This is a genomic window from Polaromonas sp. UC242_47 (assembly GCF_044452385.1).
Lineage (GTDB): Bacteria > Pseudomonadota > Gammaproteobacteria > Burkholderiales > Burkholderiaceae_C > Polaromonas.
Genome location: NZ_JBIOAO010000001.1, coordinates 261,305 through 278,279 on the forward strand (window position 1 = coordinate 261,305; position 16,975 = coordinate 278,279).

The 16,975-nt window shown below is 63.8% G+C and carries 17 protein-coding genes and 1 pseudogene; 9 read left to right on the plus strand and 9 right to left on the minus strand.

Annotated features, from left to right (window positions below; genetic code table 11):
• Positions 1–48 precede the first annotated feature (48 nt).
• Positions 49–1,446, minus strand: a complete 1,398-nt coding sequence (locus ACHMXK_RS01280) for an AmpG family muropeptide MFS transporter (RefSeq protein ID WP_397436993.1) — start codon at positions 1,444–1,446, stop codon at positions 49–51.
• A 58-nt stretch (positions 1,447–1,504) separates the two neighbouring features.
• Here ACHMXK_RS01280 and ACHMXK_RS01285 point away from each other — a divergent pair, with 58 nt between their 5' ends.
• The 8 genes from ACHMXK_RS01285 to ACHMXK_RS01320 all read left to right on the plus strand — a co-directional run bounded on the left by ACHMXK_RS01285 (position 1,505) and on the right by ACHMXK_RS01320 (position 9,111).
• Complete coding sequence (locus ACHMXK_RS01285; RefSeq protein WP_397436995.1) at positions 1,505–2,323, plus strand: M48 family metallopeptidase; 819 nt, start codon at positions 1,505–1,507, stop codon at positions 2,321–2,323.
• Between the two features lie 46 nt (positions 2,324–2,369).
• Positions 2,370–3,563 (plus strand): HPP family protein, encoded by a 1,194-nt coding sequence (locus ACHMXK_RS01290; protein WP_397436997.1) that lies wholly within the window; start codon positions 2,370–2,372, stop codon positions 3,561–3,563.
• The gene (locus ACHMXK_RS01295) at positions 3,560–3,889 is read left to right on the plus strand and encodes an Hpt domain-containing protein (protein ID WP_397436999.1); all 330 of its coding nucleotides are present in this window, start codon (positions 3,560–3,562) and stop codon (positions 3,887–3,889) included. The genes ACHMXK_RS01290 and ACHMXK_RS01295 overlap by 4 nt, the downstream gene beginning before the upstream one ends.
• A gap of 19 nt (positions 3,890–3,908) precedes the next feature.
• Positions 3,909–4,298, plus strand: coding sequence for a response regulator (locus ACHMXK_RS01300; protein WP_397437001.1), 390 nt, complete (start codon positions 3,909–3,911; stop codon positions 4,296–4,298).
• An 88-nt stretch (positions 4,299–4,386) separates the two neighbouring features.
• Complete coding sequence (locus ACHMXK_RS01305; protein ID WP_397437003.1) at positions 4,387–4,647, plus strand: GlsB/YeaQ/YmgE family stress response membrane protein; 261 nt, start codon at positions 4,387–4,389, stop codon at positions 4,645–4,647.
• Positions 4,648–4,720: 73 nt separating this feature from the next.
• Positions 4,721–6,337, plus strand: a complete 1,617-nt coding sequence (locus tag ACHMXK_RS01310) for an MFS transporter (protein ID WP_397437005.1) — start codon at positions 4,721–4,723, stop codon at positions 6,335–6,337.
• Between the two features lie 590 nt (positions 6,338–6,927).
• The gene (locus tag ACHMXK_RS01315) at positions 6,928–8,652 is read left to right on the plus strand and encodes a methyl-accepting chemotaxis protein (RefSeq protein ID WP_397437007.1); all 1,725 of its coding nucleotides are present in this window, start codon (positions 6,928–6,930) and stop codon (positions 8,650–8,652) included.
• Between the two features lie 144 nt (positions 8,653–8,796).
• Positions 8,797–9,111 carry a hypothetical protein gene (locus ACHMXK_RS01320; protein WP_397437009.1) on the plus strand — a complete coding sequence of 105 codons (315 nt, stop codon included), beginning with the start codon at positions 8,797–8,799 and terminating at the stop codon, positions 9,109–9,111.
• A 17-nt stretch (positions 9,112–9,128) separates the two neighbouring features.
• Here ACHMXK_RS01320 and ACHMXK_RS01325 read toward each other — a convergent pair whose 3' ends face one another.
• Entirely contained in the window at positions 9,129–9,569 is a 441-nt protein-coding gene (locus ACHMXK_RS01325; protein WP_397437011.1) for a CBS domain-containing protein, read from the minus strand.
• 145 nt (positions 9,570–9,714) lie between these two features.
• Positions 9,715–9,990: a metal/formaldehyde-sensitive transcriptional repressor gene (locus ACHMXK_RS01330; protein WP_397437013.1), complete on the minus strand. Its 276-nt coding sequence runs from the start codon at positions 9,988–9,990 to the stop codon at positions 9,715–9,717.
• A 68-nt stretch (positions 9,991–10,058) separates the two neighbouring features.
• Here ACHMXK_RS01330 and dmeF point away from each other — a divergent pair, with 68 nt between their 5' ends.
• A complete protein-coding gene (gene dmeF / locus ACHMXK_RS01335; RefSeq protein WP_397437015.1) occupies positions 10,059–11,018 on the plus strand; it encodes a CDF family Co(II)/Ni(II) efflux transporter DmeF in 960 nt (319 codons plus the stop codon).
• Between the two features lie 102 nt (positions 11,019–11,120).
• On the opposite strand, the gene ACHMXK_RS01340 is transcribed toward dmeF, so the two are convergent.
• The 6 genes and pseudogenes from ACHMXK_RS01340 to ACHMXK_RS01365 form a co-directional block, all read right to left on the minus strand.
• On the minus strand, positions 11,121–11,987 hold the full coding sequence (locus tag ACHMXK_RS01340) for an exodeoxyribonuclease III (RefSeq protein ID WP_397437017.1): 867 nt from the start codon (positions 11,985–11,987) through the stop codon (positions 11,121–11,123).
• A 47-nt stretch (positions 11,988–12,034) separates the two neighbouring features.
• Positions 12,035–12,730 carry a GntR family transcriptional regulator gene (locus tag ACHMXK_RS01345; RefSeq protein ID WP_397437020.1) on the minus strand — a complete coding sequence of 232 codons (696 nt, stop codon included), beginning with the start codon at positions 12,728–12,730 and terminating at the stop codon, positions 12,035–12,037.
• A 3-nt stretch (positions 12,731–12,733) separates the two neighbouring features.
• Positions 12,734–14,199, minus strand: a pseudogene (locus tag ACHMXK_RS01350) (NAD-dependent succinate-semialdehyde dehydrogenase).
• Between the two features lie 94 nt (positions 14,200–14,293).
• Positions 14,294–15,100: an alpha/beta fold hydrolase gene (locus tag ACHMXK_RS01355; protein WP_397437022.1), complete on the minus strand. Its 807-nt coding sequence runs from the start codon at positions 15,098–15,100 to the stop codon at positions 14,294–14,296.
• A 19-nt stretch (positions 15,101–15,119) separates the two neighbouring features.
• Positions 15,120–15,710 carry an amino acid synthesis family protein gene (locus ACHMXK_RS01360; protein ID WP_397437024.1) on the minus strand — a complete coding sequence of 197 codons (591 nt, stop codon included), beginning with the start codon at positions 15,708–15,710 and terminating at the stop codon, positions 15,120–15,122.
• A gap of 34 nt (positions 15,711–15,744) precedes the next feature.
• Positions 15,745–16,755 (minus strand): Bug family tripartite tricarboxylate transporter substrate binding protein, encoded by a 1,011-nt coding sequence (locus ACHMXK_RS01365; protein WP_397437026.1) that lies wholly within the window; start codon positions 16,753–16,755, stop codon positions 15,745–15,747.
• Positions 16,756–16,975 lie beyond the last annotated feature (220 nt).

Below are 16,975 nucleotides of genomic sequence, written 5' to 3' on the forward strand. Positions count from 1 at the left end.
GCGCGGTTGTTGGCTGCTATGTTTTTAGTAGCTGCTTGCGTCCGTGTATCAAGGGCTGGAAGGCGATTTCATGCGAGAAGCCAGCCAGACCAGCAACAACACCGGCAGGCCCAGCAAGGCGGTGACGGTAAAAAAGTGGCTGTAGCCGAAGCTGTCCACATAACTGCCTGAATAACCGGCCAGAAATTTCGGCAGCAGCAGCATCATGGAGCTGAACAAGGCGTATTGCGTCGCCGAATAATTGACGTTGGTCAGGCTGGACAGGTAGGCGATGAAGGCCGCCGACGCGATGCCGCTGGACAGGTTGTCGGCGGAAATCACAAAAATCAGCGCCTGCACATCGTGGCCGCGCGAGCCCAGCCAGGCAAACAGCAGGTTGCTGCCGGCGCTGAGCACGGCGCCCAACATCAACACCTTCATCACGCCGAAACGCATGGCCAGCGCGCCGCCGACAAAGGCGCCGACCAGGGTCATGATCACGCCGTAGATTTTGGTGACGGCGGCGACCTCGTCCTTGGTGTAACCCATGTCGACGTAAAAGGGGTTGGCCATGATGCCCATCACCACGTCGCTGATGCGGTACACCGCGATCAGCGCCAGGATCAGCAGCGCCTGTTTGCCGTAACGGCGCAAAAAATCGGCAAAGGGATCGACCAGCGCGCCCTTGAGCCATTCGGCGGCGTTGCGTGCCCGTGGCATCTCGCGCGGGGCCGGCTCGGGCGAACACAAAACCGTCACCATGCCCAACAACATCGAGGCCGCCATGGCGAAGTAGGCGATTTGCCAGGCGCCATGCTGGTAGGCGCCGCCGCTGGCCACTTCGGCACGTGCGGCAATCCACAACACGCCGGCGCCGGACCAGATCATCGCAATCCGGTAGCCGGTCTGGTAGGCCGCTGCCAGTGCTGCCTGGCGCCGCACGTCGGCCGATTCGATGCGGAAGGCGTCCAGCGCAATGTCCTGCGTGGCCGAGGCAAAAGCCACGGCCAGCGCGCACCAGACCACCGGCAGCAAGGCCAGCCGCGGGTCGGTCAGCGCCATGCCGATCAGGGCCGCCATGATGACCGTCTGCGACAACAACAGCCAGCTGCGCCTGCGCCCGAGCAGGCGCGTGAGGATGGGGAGGGGCATGCGGTCCACCAGCGGTGCCCAGACCCACTTGAAACCATAAGCCAGCCCGACCCAACTCAGGTAACCAATGGTGGTGCGGTCTATGCCGGCTTCGCGCAGCCAGAAACTCAAGGTGCCGAAGACCAGCAACAAGGGCAGGCCTGCGGAAAAACCCAGCAGCAACATGCGCAAGGTCGGTGCTTCCAGGTAGACCTGCAAGGTTGCGCTCCAGCTGGGACGGTCGGGGGCAGCGGTGGGATGGGCGGAAGCCGGCACCCCGGTGGGTGGCAAGGGCCGGTGTCCGGCCTGAGGTTCTTCGGATAGGGTGTCGCGCATGCGGGAATAATACGCTGTGCCCCCAGCTTAAAAGATGCCCTTGTACTTTGGAGATGTCATGAAATTTGCTTCGAACCTGACCCTGGCGGCACTGGCCGCGGCTTTGCTGCTGGGCAGCGCCCCGGCGATGGCCCAACGTGAAGGTGTGGAGGTGGGCGGCAACTCCGGCTTCACCAAGCTGGTGCCGGCCGATCAGATCGAGCAAGCCGCGAAACAGCAATATGCCAAGATGCTGCAAGAAGCGGCCAGCCAGAAAGCCCTGGCGCCGGCCAGCAGTGCGCAACTGCAGCGGCTGCGCCGTATTGCGCAACGCATCATTCCGCAGGCCACCGCCTGGAACCCGCGTGCCAAGGACTGGCAGTGGGAGGTCAACCTCATCGACAGCAAACAAATCAATGCGTTTTGCATGCCAGGCGGAAAAATCGCTTTTTACACCGGCATCCTGGAGCAGTTGCAGCTCAACGACGACGAGGTGGCGATGATCATGGGCCACGAAATGGCCCACGCCCTGCGTGAACATGCGCGTGAACGCATGGGCAAATCGGCCGCCACCAACATCGGTGCCAGCCTGTTGTCGCAACTGCTGGGCCTGGGCGACCTGGGCCAGACGGTGGCGAGTTACGGCGTGCAACTGCTGAACCTGAGTTTTGGCCGCGAAGACGAGTCCGAGGCCGATCTGGTCGGGCTGGAGCTGGGCGCACGCGCCGGCTTTGACCCCCGCGCCGGCATCACCTTGTGGCAAAAAATGGCCGCCGCCAACAAAGGCGCGCCGCCGCAGTGGCTGAGCACCCACCCGGCCGGGGCGACGCGGATTGCCGACATGGAGCGCAATATGCCCAAGGTGTTGCCGCTGTACGAACGCGCACGTAAAAACTGATGGGCGCCGGTCGCCGCTCCACGTCGGTTAAGCTGCGCAGCTGACCATGTCTTCCCCCTCCAACAACGCCGAGCCCGACAGCGGCGGCAAGCCGCTTGCGGCTGCCGCCGTGTGGCTGCAGTCGCTGCGCCCGGCCCGCACCCGCATCAACGCCCGCGAGCGCTGGCGCATTGTGGTGGGGGCTTTTCTCGGTATTTTGCTGACCGGCCTGTTGTGCCATTTCGCCGGCGGCACGGCGATCGCCAGCCTGCCCTGGCTGGTGGCGCCCATGGGCGCCAGCGCGGTGCTGGTGTTTGGCGTGCCGGCCAGCCCGCTGGCCCAGCCCTGGTCCGTGGTCGCCGGCAACACCTTGTCGGCGCTGGTGGGGATTGCCTGCGCCCGCTGGCTGGGACCGCCCGAGCTGGCGGCCGCGGTGGCCGTGGGTTCGGCGATTGCCTTGATGCTGGCCTTGCGCTGCCTGCACCCGCCGGGCGGCGCCTCGGCCCTGATGATGGTGCTGGGCGGCATCACCGATCCCTCGTTTGCCTTGTTCCCGGTGTTGCTCAATTCCGTGCTGCTGGCCTCCGCCGGCATGGCCTACAACAACGCCACGCGCCGGCCTTATCCGCACCGGCAACTGCCGGTGCCGGCGGAAAAAGACGCCGCCCCTCAGGCCAATGCCGCCGATGCCGATCTGGACGCGGTGCTGGCCCGCTACAACCAGGTGCTGGACGTCAGCCGCGACGACCTGAAGGCCTTGCTGGAGCAGATGAAGTGGCAGGCTTACCAGCGCAAGCTGGCCGGCGTGCGTTGCGCGGACATCATGTCGCGGGAACTGGTGACAGTGAGCCACAGCACACCGCTGGCGCAGGCCTGGGCCTTGTTGCGGGAGCGTCGCATCAAGGCCTTGCCGGTGGTGGACGCCGACTTCCGCATTGTCGGTATCGTCACCCTGGCCGACTTCATGCGTGCGGCCGACCTCGACGCTTACCCCGGCATGGACACCAAACTACGCAAATTGCTGAGCGAGGTCGGTCCTTCCGGCCAACCCGCGGTGGTGGGACAGATCATGACGCGCCAGGTGCGGGTGGCCGGTATGCAGCGTTACCTGGTGGACCTGGTGCCGCTGTTTGGCGGGACCGGCCACCACCACCTGCCCATCATCGGGACGGACGGCCGGCTGGTCGGCATCATCACCCAGTCCGACATGGTGGCGGCCTTGTTCGAGCCGCCCACACCGCCAGCGGAGCCGGCGTCATGAGCACGCCACAAGAAGCGTTTCAGCAATTTCTGGATCAGCAGCGCGCGGATTACCGGCGCGCCTTGCCGGACAAACTGGCGCAACTTGAGGCGCTGTGGCAAGCCGTGGACGCGGGCGGCCCCAGTGCGCCACCGCTGGCCGATCTGGAGCGCCAGGCACACACGCTGGCCGGCACCGCCGGCACCCTGGGGTTCCGCGAGCTGAGCCTGGCCGCCAGAGCGCTGGAGCTGTTGTTGGAACAGGCCGGCGCGGCCCTGATACCGGCGCAGCGCCCCGACATCGTGCGGGCCGTCGCCGCGTTGCAGGCCAGCCTGCCTATCCCCTGAATCATCAAAGGACGTTTGCATGCCCCAGCCCCTCACCCGCATCCTGTATGTGGAAGACGAACCGGATATCCGTACCGTGGCCCAGATGGCACTGGAAGCGGTGGGCGGTTTTACCGTGATCGCCTGTGCCTCCGGCCGCGAGGCGCTGGCCGCCGCGTCCGTCGCCGATATCGACCTGCTGCTGCTGGACGTCATGATGCCGGGCATGGACGGCCCCAGCACCTTGCAGGCCTTGCGCAACCTGCCGGCCACGGCCCAGACGCCCGTGATTTTCATGACCGCGAAAGTGCAGGCGGCGGAAATTGCGCAGTATCTGGCGCTGGGTGCGCTGGACGTGATCCACAAACCGTTTGACCCGATGACCTTGTCGGAGCAGATCACCCGGATCTGGGCGCAACAGGGCGCATAAGGGAGATTGAAGGCGCGGGGCTATCATGCGGTGGTCCGGGCCGATTCCGCTTGGCCCGGCTCTTCAACCCCATCCTCAAGAGGTGTCCATGTTGTCCCTGCTCACAACCCTGATTGTTGGTTTCATCGTGGGCCTGATCGCCCGCGCCCTCAAGCCCGGCGACGACAAACTCGGCCTGGTCATGACCACGGTGCTGGGCGTGGCCGGCGCTTTCGCCGCGCGTTACCTCGGCCTGGCGATGGGCTGGTACCACGAGGGGCAAGCCGCGGGCTGGATCGCCTCGGTGGTCGGCGCCATCGTGTTGCTGTTTGTGTACAGCCTGGTCAAGCGCAAGGGCGGCGCGGACTGATTTTTTGACGCGGCCCGCAGCTTGTACGTGGGCCGGCCTGACGGCGACGGGCATCTTTAGGGACAATAGGGGCATGCCAGATCACAGCCTGCCCGGCGCCGCTCCCTCTTCCCCTGCTCCCGAACCCGTTTTGCTGTCTGCCTGGGCGCCGCTGCGCGCGCCGGTTTTCCGCATGTTGTGGGGGACCTGGATGGTGGCCAACATCTGCATGTGGATGAACGATGTGGCGGCCGCCTGGCTGATGACTTCGCTCACCACCTCGCCGATCTGGGTCGCGCTGGTCCAGTCCGCCTCCACCCTGCCGGTGTTTTTGCTGGGCCTGCCCAGCGGCGCGCTGGCCGACATCCTGGACCGGCGGCGTTATTTCATCATCACCCAGTTCTGGGTCGCCGCCGTGGCGCTGTTGCTGTGCGCCACCATTCTCTGGGGCACCATGACCGCGCCGCTGCTGCTGGCGCTGACTTTTGCCAATGGCGTGGGGCTGGCGATGCGCTGGCCGGTGTTTGCCGCCATCGTGCCGGAGCTGGTGCCGCGGCCGCAACTGCCCGCCGCGCTGGCGCTCAACGGCGTGGCCATGAATGCCTCGCGCATCATCGGCCCGCTGGTGGCCGGCGCGCTGATTGCCAGCGCCGGCAGTGCTTATGTGTTTGTGCTGAACGCGGTCTTGTCGCTGATCTCCGGCTTTGTGATCATGCGCTGGCGCCGTGAACATGTGCCGAATCCGCTGGGGCGCGAGCGCCTGGTCAGCGCCATGCGTGTGGGTGTGCAGTTTGTGCGCCAGTCCGCGCGCCTGCGTGCGGTATTGCTGCGGGTGGCGCTGTTTTTCTTTCACTCCACCGCTTTGCTGGCTTTGTTGCCGCTGGTGGCGCACGGTCTGCAAGGCGACGCCGGCACCTTCACCTTGCTGCTGGCCTCCATGGGGGCGGGCGCGATTGCCGTGGCCTTTGTGTTGCCGCGTTTGCGCCGGGGTTTGTCGCGGGATGCCCTGGTGCTGGGCGGCGTGGTGCTGCAGTCGGCGGCCACGGCCGTGGTGGCGCTGGCACCCCATGTCTACATCGCCGCGCCGGCCATGGCACTGGCCGGTGCGGCCTGGCTGACCACGGCCAACACCCTGAGCGTGTCGGCCCAGGTGGCGCTGCCCGACTGGGTGCGCGCGCGCGGCATGTCGATTTTCCAGATGGCCATCATGGGGGCCAGCGCCAGCGGTGCAGCGGTCTGGGGGCAACTGGCCACGATGACCAGTGTGCCCACCAGCATGCTGGCGGCGGCCTTGACCGGCACCTTGGCCATTTTTACCGCGCACTGGTTGCTGCGGGACCGCAGCATCGAAGAAGACCTGACGCCCTCCCGCGAGTTCAAGGTGCCCAGCGCCGCCGCACCGCCCTCGACGGGTCAGGTCCGGGTGACGGTGACCTACCAGATCGACCCGGCCAAGGCGGCGGACTTTCGCGCCCTGATGCTGGAAAGCCGGCGCAGCCGCCTGCGCCAGGGCGCCTTGGCCTGGGAGCTGCTGCGCGACATCTCCAACCCCGGACGTTATATCGAGCAGATCACCGACGAGTCGTGGACCGAACACCTGCGTCGTTTTGACCGCGTGACGGCGGGCGACGTGGCACTGCGCGATCGCAAGCTGGCGTTTCATCTGGACGAGACGCCGCCACTGGTGACACGTTGCGTGCTGGAGGTCTAGCGGCTTTTTTTTTTCTGGTAGGCAGCTTCGCCTCCATGCCAGGAGATTTATGGAAAAAGTGGTCGTAGCCAAATACGGATGGGCGTAAGAAGCTATTGTTTTGATAGCTATTGGGGCGCGATCAGTGTCCTGGGCAAGCGCGCGAGCAACTGATCTAGATCAATTGATAAATTTGACTGTTACATCAAATTAATCAATTTCCTATTCATTTAAATCCATGAAGTGCCGATATATAAGCCAAGGCCTATGCTTCGGCAAGTCGGTGATTCACTCGGGTGTATTCGCACCCGGTCGTGCACAGGTCTTCCCTTGTTAAAGAAGTAGCCATGTACGCGACAACACTCCCTCCACCCGTCACCGTGACCGCGCCTCGTTCCCGCGAGTGAGCCGGCTGGTCATGGCGTCTCGCACTGGTGCGGCGCCGGACACCCGGGACCTGCCTGCGCAGGACGCCTGGACCAACACCTTCTGATGTTTAACGACACGCCGGGCGCCTCGGCGTGTGCCGCTTTCCATGGTGCGCTGCCGATCCGGCAGGGCGCCTTCCTGACTCCGCAATACCACTTCCTGAAACCTTACGAGTACCCCTGATGAAGATTAAAAATTTGAAGATTGGCACCCGTCTGGGCATGTCCTTTGCCCTGATCCTGGCTTTGATGGCGGTGATTTCCGCCGTGGGTCTGATGCGCTTGCAGGACGTGGGGCGCGCGGTGCAGTTGATGCAAAGAATGGCGTACGCCGAGAGTTTGTCGCAACAGTGGTTGGGCGGCATCTCCAGCAACGCGGTGCGAACCATCGCCCTGGTCAAAAGCACCACGGTCGACGATGAAACGTATTTCCTGGCCGAACTCGACAAACAAAGTGCCATCAACAGCAAGCTGAACGCGGAACTGGACAGCCTGGCCGGCAACAACGAGGAGAACAAGGCTGCGCTGGCCGTGGTTGCCGCCAAGCGCGATGCCTACAACACGGTCCGCCGGGACCTCGTCAAACGCCGCTCCGATCCCGACCATGGCATGTCGCGTACCGATCTGGAAGACATCATCAACAAGCAATTGACACCGGCGACGGACGCTTATGTCCAGGCGGTGCTGTCTGTGGTCACACGTCAGAAAGCGCGCCTGGCAGCCACCACCACGGAGTCCGAAGCCGTGGTGACTAACGCCGAAATTCTGGTGTCGGTGCTGGGTGTGATTGCGCTGGTCGCCGGTGGCCTGCTGGCCTGGCTGCTGTCGCGCAGCATCACCCGGCCTTTGAGTCACGCAGTGGAGGCGGCGCGTACCGTGGCTTCCGGCGACCTGAGGCACCAAATCCGGGTGAACTCGGAGGATGAAATCGGCCAGTTGCTGAGCGCGCTGAAAGAGATGAATGCCTCCCTGGTCCAAAGCGTGAGCCAGGTCAGGACCGGGGTGGACACCATCGCCACCGCCTCCAGCCAGATAGCCTCCGGCAACCAGGATTTGTCCTCGCGCACCGAAGAACAAGCCAGTTCCCTGGAGGAGACTGCTGCGTCGATGGAAGAGTTGACCTCCACGGTCAAACAAAACGCCGACAACGCGCGCCAAGCGAATCAGCTGGCGGTGTCTGCCTCCAGCGTCGCCGTACGCGGCGGCCACGTGGTCTCCCAGGTGGTGGACACCATGGGGGCGATCAATGCCTCGTCGCGCAAGATTGTCGACATCATCGGGGTGATCGACGGGATTGCCTTCCAGACCAACATCCTGGCCTTGAACGCGGCGGTAGAGGCTGCCCGCGCCGGTGAACAAGGGCGAGGTTTTGCCGTGGTCGCCGCCGAAGTGCGCAACCTGGCGCAGCGCAGCGCGGCCGCCGCCAAAGAAATCAAGGTCCTGATCGACGACTCGGTCAACAAGGTGGAAGAAGGCGGCAAACAGGTCAGCGAAGCCGGCAAAACCATGGACGAGATTGTCGACAGCGTCAAACGGGTGACCGACATCATGGGCGAGATCACGACGGCCAGCCAGGAGCAGACTTCGGGCATCGAACAGATCAACCAGGCCATTGCCCAGATGGACCAGGTGACCCAGCAGAATGCCGCGCTGGTTGAAGAAGCGGCTGCTGCGGCGGCTTCCTTGCAGGAACAAGCCAGCGGTTTGTCGCAAGCCGTCAGCGTCTTCAAACTGGACGACGATCAACAGCGGGACGGCGCGAGCCTGTCGGGTGCGGTGCTGGCCCAGCCACCTGCCGCCAAGCCCGCGATTGCTGCGCCCAAGCGCAGCGTCAGCAGCGCCGCCTTGCCTGCCAGGCGGCTGGCCGTGGCGTCTGCTTCAGGCGCCCCAGGCTGGGAAGAGTTTTAAGAAAAATGGAAGGTCGACCTAGGCGCGGTGAACGCCTAGGCCTCCCGCTGGCGTGCAAATAGGACTAGGATAAGGACATGTTATTTCACGTCTTTAAACCCAGCCCTGGCGACGTTTAGCGCAAGACGAAACCGGGAGGACATCATGCCCGACATCGACCCTCAAAACACTTTTCGTGGACTTCCCCTGACCGCGGAGCAGGACTCGGAAGTCCGGCACTACATCAAGAAAAAAAAGCAGCACGGCGAGCCCTGGGACACGCCCGAGCTGGCGGCCATGCTGCACGACATGCTGGAGCCGCCGGGTGAGGAAGAGGACGACGAACTCGACCTGACCGCTGAAGAAACCAGAGCGGCGGCAGAACGTGCGGCGGCTTCCGTCGACGAAGCCATGGACCCCATCGAAGCCAGCGAGGAGCGTCAGGCGGCCATGGAGGCCGAACGTATGAAGGGGCCTTGAACGGGCGCCGACTCAGATCAGCCGCGTTGTCCGGCGATGTAATGTTCGAGTTGCTCGATGATGAACTTCTGTTCGGAGAGTATGTCCTTGACCAGATCCCCGATAGACACCAGGCCGGTCAGCCGGCCGGCGTCCATCACCGGCAGATGACGCAGGCGGTGTTCGGTCATCAGCGCCATACATTCCTCGCTGGTGCGCTGTGGCGGCACCCCCATGACCAGGGTTGTCATGACGTCGTGCACCGGTGTGTCCTTGGGCGAACGGGCCATCAGGACCACCTTGCGCGCCACGTCGCGTTCAGACACGATGCCTATGACCTGCCCATGTTCCACGACCACCAGCGCACCGATGTTTTTCTCGGTCATCAACTGGACCGCCGCGAACACCGAGGCGCCAGGCGCGATGGTGTGAACGGCCAGGTCGGCTTTTGTCTTGAGGATGTCTACCACGCTTGTCATGATGCTTCCCTCCGTTGCTGGAACAACAAAGCGCGGTTGGTGATGTCTTAGGCCTCGGCGGACGGGCCGACCCACACCCTTGACGCGCAAACCGCCATGAGACATCGTACGGCAAAAGCGCTCTGAAAGCTTGGGCTGGCCAGCCTTACTTCAGGTAGGAACGCAGCGCGGCCACCACCGCTTCCATATCGTTGTCCCGCTGTGTTTCCGAAATGTCATGCGCGCCCAGGTGGGTCCGGATGTGCCCCTCCAGGACTTCCGCCATCAGCCCGTTGACCGCGCCGCGGATCGCGGCAATCTGTTGCAGGATGGCCAGACACTCGGTTTCGGCGTTGAGCGCGCGCTCCAGCCCTTCGGCCTGCCCCTTGATGCGGCGAACCCGCGTCAGCAACTGTTTTTTCCCCTGGATTGTGTGAGCCATGGGGTGATTTTACGTGCTTGTTAATATACTGGGGTACAGTATATTTTTACCCATGCAAGGGACACCTCATGAGCTCTTCATACGCGGCCAAAGGCTGGCAACACACCCATGTTTTTGACGAAGGCAATCCGCTGGCCGAGCGGAACACCTTGTGGGTGGTGATCCTGACAAGCGTCATGATGGTCGTGGAAATCGTGGGCGGCTGGACCTTCAACTCCATGGCCCTGCTGGCCGATGGCTGGCACATGAGTTCACACGCCTTGGCCTTGGGCCTGTCCGTGGCCGCTTATGTCGCCGCTCGCCGGCTGGCGCGGGACACGCGCTTTGCGTTCGGGACCTGGAAAATCGAGGTCCTGGGCGGTTACACCAGTGCCATTTTGCTGGTGCTGGTCGCCGGGCTGATGTTGTATCAGTCCGTCGAACGCCTGATTTCGCCAAGCGCCATTCACTACGACCAGGCCATGGCCATCGGTGGGGTCGGGCTAATGGTCAACCTCGTTTGCGCCTGGCTGCTGCGGGGCGGGCATGACCATGGCCATCAGCATCACGGTCATGGCCACGAGGGACATGGACATCACGAGGACCTGAATTTGCGCTCAGCCTACATCCACGTGGTGGCCGACGCCGCAACCTCGGTGTTGGCGATTTTTGCGCTGATCGGGGGCAAGTGGTGGGGCGCGAGCTGGCTGGACCCGGTGATGGGCATGGTCGGCGCCGGGCTGGTGGCGGTGTGGGCTTACGGCCTGATGCGTGATTCAGGGCGTGTGCTGCTGGATGCCGACATGGACGCGCCCGTCGTCGCCGAAATTCAGGCCGTGATCGATGCCAGCCCTATCCCGGCCACGGTGTGTGATTTGCATGTCTGGCGCGTCGGCAAAGGCAAATACGCCTGCATCGTGTCCCTGGCCACGACGCAAGACGTGGCGCCCGACTATTTCAAGCAACAGCTGCGCGTCCATGAAGAGCTGGTGCATATTTCAGTGGAGGTGAACCGGCTGCCCACCGCTTGCGGCGCCGCCCTGGCCTGAGCCTGGCTACAGCTCCAAATTTAAGAAAAAAGTGGCTGTAGCCCTTGAGATACGGGCGCAGATAGCTACGTTTTTGGTAGCGACGCCGGAGGCGGCCAGCGCCTACAGCGCCAGGTCGTAGTCCACGGTGATGGGCGCGTGGTCGGAGAAACGCTGGGTCTTGTAAATGGTTTCGGTTTTGGCCAGCGCCGCCAAGGCCGGCGTGGCCAGGTGGTAGTCCAGCCGCCAGCCCACGTTTTTGGCATAGGCCTGGCCGCGGTTGCTCCACCAGGTGTAGGCGTCGTCGGTGGTGGTGGGCTGCAGCTTGCGATACACGTCAACCATGCCGCCGCCGCGCAGCAACGGGCTGTTGCCTTGCGTCAACGCGTCGGCCGCTTCATTGGCCAGCTCGGCATCACGCAGCAACTCGGTCATCCAGGCACGCTCCTCGGGTAAAAAGCCGCTGTTCTTTTTGTTGCCCTTGAAGTTTTTCAGGTCGATTTCCTGGTGCGCGATGTTGATGTCGCCGCAGAGCACGAAGTCGCGCTCCTTCTTCAACGCCAGCAGGTGGGGATAAAACTCGGCCAGGAAACGGAACTTGGCGGCCTGGCGCTCCTCGCCCGAGGAGCCGCTCGGGAAGTAGGCGCTGATGATGGAGAGTTTGGGCAGTTTTTTCCGGCCGGGCCGGTCAAAACGCAGCTCCACAAAACGGCCTTCGGCATCAAACTCGGAAGAGCCGTATCCGACGATGACATCGCTGGGTTCGTGTTTGGTGTAGACGCCCACACCCGAGTAACCCTTTTTCTCGGCAAAGTGGAAGTGGCCCTTGAGGCCGGCCATCTCCTCAAACTTGCCGCTGACGTCGGCGGCTTGCGCCTTCAGTTCCTGCACACACAGACAATCCGGCTGGGTCTGCGCGAGCCAGTCTTCCAGGCCTTTGCTGGTGGCGGAGCGTATGCCGTTGAGGTTCAGGCTGGTCAATTTAAACAAGGGGTTCTCCATGGCTTGGGCCGCCAAGTATAGGACGCAGCCGCTGTTTATCGGGCGGCGTCGGCCAGGCGTTGCGCCGCGATTTCAGCCACGCGCCGCACATGCGCCTCGGACGCTTCCTGGGCGGCCTGCGGGTCGCGTTGGTGCAGGGCCTGCACGATGCGCGCCATCTCCGCCGCCGCTTCGGCCTTGCGTCCGCTGGAGCTGATGGTCATGGCGCGCAGGCGGTTGATACGCGCATTGAGGGACTGCACGATATCCCAGGCCATGGTCAGGCCGCTGCCGACAAACATGGCTTCGTAGAAGGCCGAGGTCCGCACCATGACCTCGTGAAAATCGTCGTCACTAAAGGCGGCTTGGATCTGCTCGTTCAGTTCGCCCAGGCGCTGAATCGTTGCATCGCTGGCCTTTTCCGCGCACAGGCGCGCGGCATGGCCTTCCAGCAGCGCACGTAATTCGTAGATTTGCGCGGCCCGGTCGGCATCCAGGCTGGCAACCACCGGACCCTGGTGCGGAATCGACTCGACCAGTCCCTCGGTTTCCAGGTGCCTGAGCACTTCGCGCACGACGGAGCGGCTGACGTCCAGCTGCTCGCAGAGCTTGCGCTCGACCAGGCGCTCCCCCGGCTTGAAATGGCCGCTGAAAATCGCAGCCCGCATGTTTTCAAGCGTGAGTTCCCTCAGGGTCTTGATGCTGCGGTCGACTTTGATGGAGCTGATGGAACTGGTTTGGGGGGCGGGCACTGTTTATTGGTCCTGATCGAGATCACCGAGGCAGAAGTATTTCACATCCAGGTAGTCATCCATGCCGTAGTCGGAGCCTTCGCGGCCATAACCGGATTGTTTGATGCCACCAAAAGGCACGGCTTCGGATGACATCAGGCCGGTGTTGATGCCCACCATACCAGTTTCCAGGGCTTCGGCCACGCGCCAGACCCGCGCAATGTTGGCCGTGAAAAGTAGGCGGCCAAGCCGGCTTCGGAGGCGTTGGCCTGGGCAATCACATCGGCCTCATCCCTGAAACGCAGCAGCGGGGCCACCGGGCCAAAGGTTTCTTCGCGCGCGATCAGCATGGCCGGCGTGACGTCGCGCAGCACCGTGGGTTGGAAAAAGAAACCGCCCAGCGCATGCGGCGCACCACCGGCCGCCAGCGTCGCGCCTTGCGCCAGCGCATCGGCGATATGCGCCTGGACCTTGGTCACGGCTCTCGCGTCTATCAAGGGGCCCTGGGTCACCCCGGGGTCCATGCCGTTGCCGACCTGCAGGCGGGCGACCGCTGCGGCGAGTTTGTCGGCGAAGGCCTCGTACACACCCTCCTGCACGTAAATCCGGTTCGCGCAGACACAGGTCTGGCCGGCATTGCGAAATTTCGAATCCATGGCGCCGCGCACGGCCGCGTCGATGTCGGCGTCGTCAAACACGATAAAGGGCGCGTTGCCGCCCAGTTCCATGCTGACGCGTTTGACGGTGTCGGCGCATTGTTTGATCAGCAACTTGCCGATGCCGGTGGAGCCGGTGAAGGTCAGCTTGCGCACCAGCGGGTTGCGGGTCATTTCGCCGCCTATGGTTTTGGGGTCACCCGTCACGATGTTGATCACGCCGCGCGGAATGCCCGCCAGTTCGGCGAGTCTGGCGAGTGCCAGCGCCGACAGCGGGGTCTGCTCGGCCGGTTTGGCCACCACGGTGCAGCCGGCCGCGAGCGCCGGCGCCAGCTTGCGTGCCAGCATGGCATTGGGGAAATTCCAGGGGGTGATGGCCGCCACCACACCGACCGGCTGTTTGAGCACGACAAAACGCTTGTCGGCCTGCGGCGAGGGAATCACGTCGCCGTAAACACGCTTGGCTTCTTCGGCAAACCATTCGATATACGACGCGCCGTAAGCGATTTCGCCCCTGGCCTCGGCCAGCGGTTTGCCCATTTCTGCGGTCAGGATGTGCGCCAGCACCTCGGTATGGGCAAGCACCAGGTCAAACCAGCGCCGCAACAGCCGCGAGCGCTCCTTGGCCGGCAAGGCCTTCCAGGAGACACCGGCCTGGTGGGCCGCCTCAATCGCCAGCCGGGTTTCGGCCGCGCCCAGCAGGGGAACGCGGGAGACCACGGCTCCGGTCGCGGGGTTGATAACGTCGAAATGTTGTGCGCCGGCCAGCCATTGGCCGTCGATATAACAGCGGGTCGCCAGCAGTTCTTCGTGGGTCAGGAGGGTCGTGCGCATGCGGTCTTTCGTGAAGGTGTTTCGGTGGCGTTCAGGCACGGCGGAGCCGGACCGGGATGGTCCTGGCCCGGCTTCCGTGTGCGCTGGCGGTGGTTCAGGCCGCGAGGTGGCTGGCGGCGGGCATGGTCAGGGGCTGCGCCAGGAATTGCTGCAGGCCCTGGTTGATGCGTTGCGGATCGGTCAGGTTCATCATGTGCCTTGCCCCCGGCACGATGTCCAGCGTGGACACGGGCGTCCGTTCTGCCATGGCTTGCGACATCGCCGGGCTCGAATTCGGGTCGAACTCGCCGGTCATGAACAGGGCCGGCATGGCCAGGGTCGCCAGGCGATCGGCATGGACCCGGTCGCAGCTGGCAAACAGCAGGTAGGTGCGTGCGTAACCCAGTGGATGCACGCGTGCGAGGATGCCGGACACCAGGCTGGCAGAGGCCTGCAGGGCCGGCGGCACCGGATCGCCGAACCAGCGTGCGATGGTCGAGTCCACCGTGGCCTGCACACCGATGTCCTGCAGGGCCGCGGCACGCGCCAGCACGGCGGCCTGTTGCTCGGGCGTACGCATGAACACCGCATTCAGCGCGGCGACACGTAACGTGCGTGCCGGGTAAGTCAGCGCAAACTCCAGCGCCACCAGCGCGCCCATGGAGTGGCCCACCACATTGGCGGCCGGCAGGCCGAGGTGGTCCAGCAGTCCGGCCAGTTGCGCGGCATAGTCGGCGAGCGTCACGCCTTCGTCCGGGATGCGGCTGCCGCCGTGACCCAGCATGTCGTAGACGATGACCTGGTGCTCCCGGGCCAGCGCGCTGATCTGCGGTGTCCAGGCGTCCTGCGCCATGCCGACCCCATGGATCAACACCAGCGGCTCACCGGCGCCATACACGCTGTAGGCCGTCCCGTTTGCCACGCCTTTGACAGGTATCTGCTCAGGCCTCATTGCTGCCCAGCGCCTCCAGGTCCTTGTAGCGGTCACCGATACGGTGGTGCGGCCGGCCGCCTATGGAGGCACCGAGCGCCACCACGATTTCATCGGGGGCCGGCGCATCGTTGATGGCGAACTGCAAGGTCAGGTAATGCGAGCGCATGCCCTCGTCATCCTTGTGCATCATGGGGATGGCGATGGAGCAGTTGGGGCCGCCACGCACGTTGGTAAAACTCAGATAACTTTTGGCGCCCACGGCCTTGCGGTAGAAGTTGCCGAAATGCAGGGTGTGGATCAGGGCCGAGGCGTGTTCCACCTCGCCGCTGGTGCCGACAATCGCCGCCTTGCCATAGGCCTCGATGACGGCGCCGGAGCCGGTCATGCCGAGGATGGTGTCCGTCAGCAGCTTGCCGAGGACGGGGGCGATGGCCATGATTTCCGGCTTGAGGTCTTCCACAAAACCGTGGCCGGCCCAGGGGTTCCTGAGCACGGCGGCGGCGCCAAACATCCTCAGCGGGGTGGCGGCCTGTTTCTGGCCCTCGATCAGGGTTTCTTCGCAATAGGTGACGATTTTGCGGATGCCGCTGTTGTGCATGGCTAATTCTTTCGGGAATGAAAATGGAGGCGTTTTATTGGGCGGTGATCTTCGCGGCCTTGACAACGGCGCGATATTTTTCAACCTCGGTCGCCATGAACTTGCGCAACTCGTCGGCCGATGCGCCGGAAGCGCTGATGCCTTGTTCGGCCAGTTTTTTGCGTATGGCCGGATCGGCCAGCACCTGTTGTGCGGCGGCTTGGACTTTTTGCAGGATCTCGGGCGGGGTTTTGGCCGGCATGAACAGGCCGAACCAGACGCCCAGGTCAAACCCTTCCAGCCCGCGCGCCATGCCCAGCGCCGGGATGTCCGGTGCGAGTTCCGAGGGTTTGGCGCTGGTCACGGCATAGGCCTTGATTTTTCCGGACTTGATGTAGGCCTGGGCGGCGCTGAGTGTCGAGACGCCCAGGTCGATCTGGCCGCCTATCAGGTCCACCAGCGCGGGTGCGGCGCCGCGGTAGGGGATGTGTGTCATGAAGATGTTGGCGCGCATCTTCAGCAACTCGCCGGCGACATGCATGGGTGTGCCGTTGCCCGCCGAGGCATAACTCAGCGTGCCGGGTTTGGCGCGTGCCAGCGCCAGCAACTCGGCGACATTGGCCGCAGGCAGGCCGGGTTTGCCAACCAGCACCATGGGGCCGGTGCCGACAAAAACCGTGGGCGCGAGGTCCTTGATGCCGTCGTAGGCGAGCGCCGGGTTGATGAGCTTGTTGATCAGGATTTCAGAGCCCGAACCCAAAAGAATGGTGTAGCCGTCCGGCGCGGCGCGCACCGCGCGCTGCGTGCCGAGCAGGCCGCCGGCACCGGACACGTTGTCGATGATGACGGGTTGGCCCAGACGTTCACCAAGCATGGGCGCCAGGTTACGCGCCACGATGTCGGAGCTGCCACCCGGTGCAAACGGGACCACCAGCGTGATGGGTTTGTCCGGGTAGGCGGCAAATACGCCGCCCGCGCCCAGCAGCAGGCCACAAATGGCGGCCAGACGGCCTGCGCGCGACAGGAGACCTTGGGGGAGGAGATTGGGCAAGGAGGAGGTAGGCATGGGTGGTTTGTCTGTAGGGAGCAGAGGGTTAAATTGTATTCTTGTATGTTGGTATACCAATTATCTGGAATAAAAGACGACTCAAACCTAGGGAAAACCCTTTTTTAACTTGTCCGGCGGTCGTCAGGGCGGATCGGGACCCTCACCACTCGCAGGCCCGACATGTGCGAAAACAGCTTGTTCAAGGTGGCGCTGACCGGCCCGCGCCACGGCGCCGGGG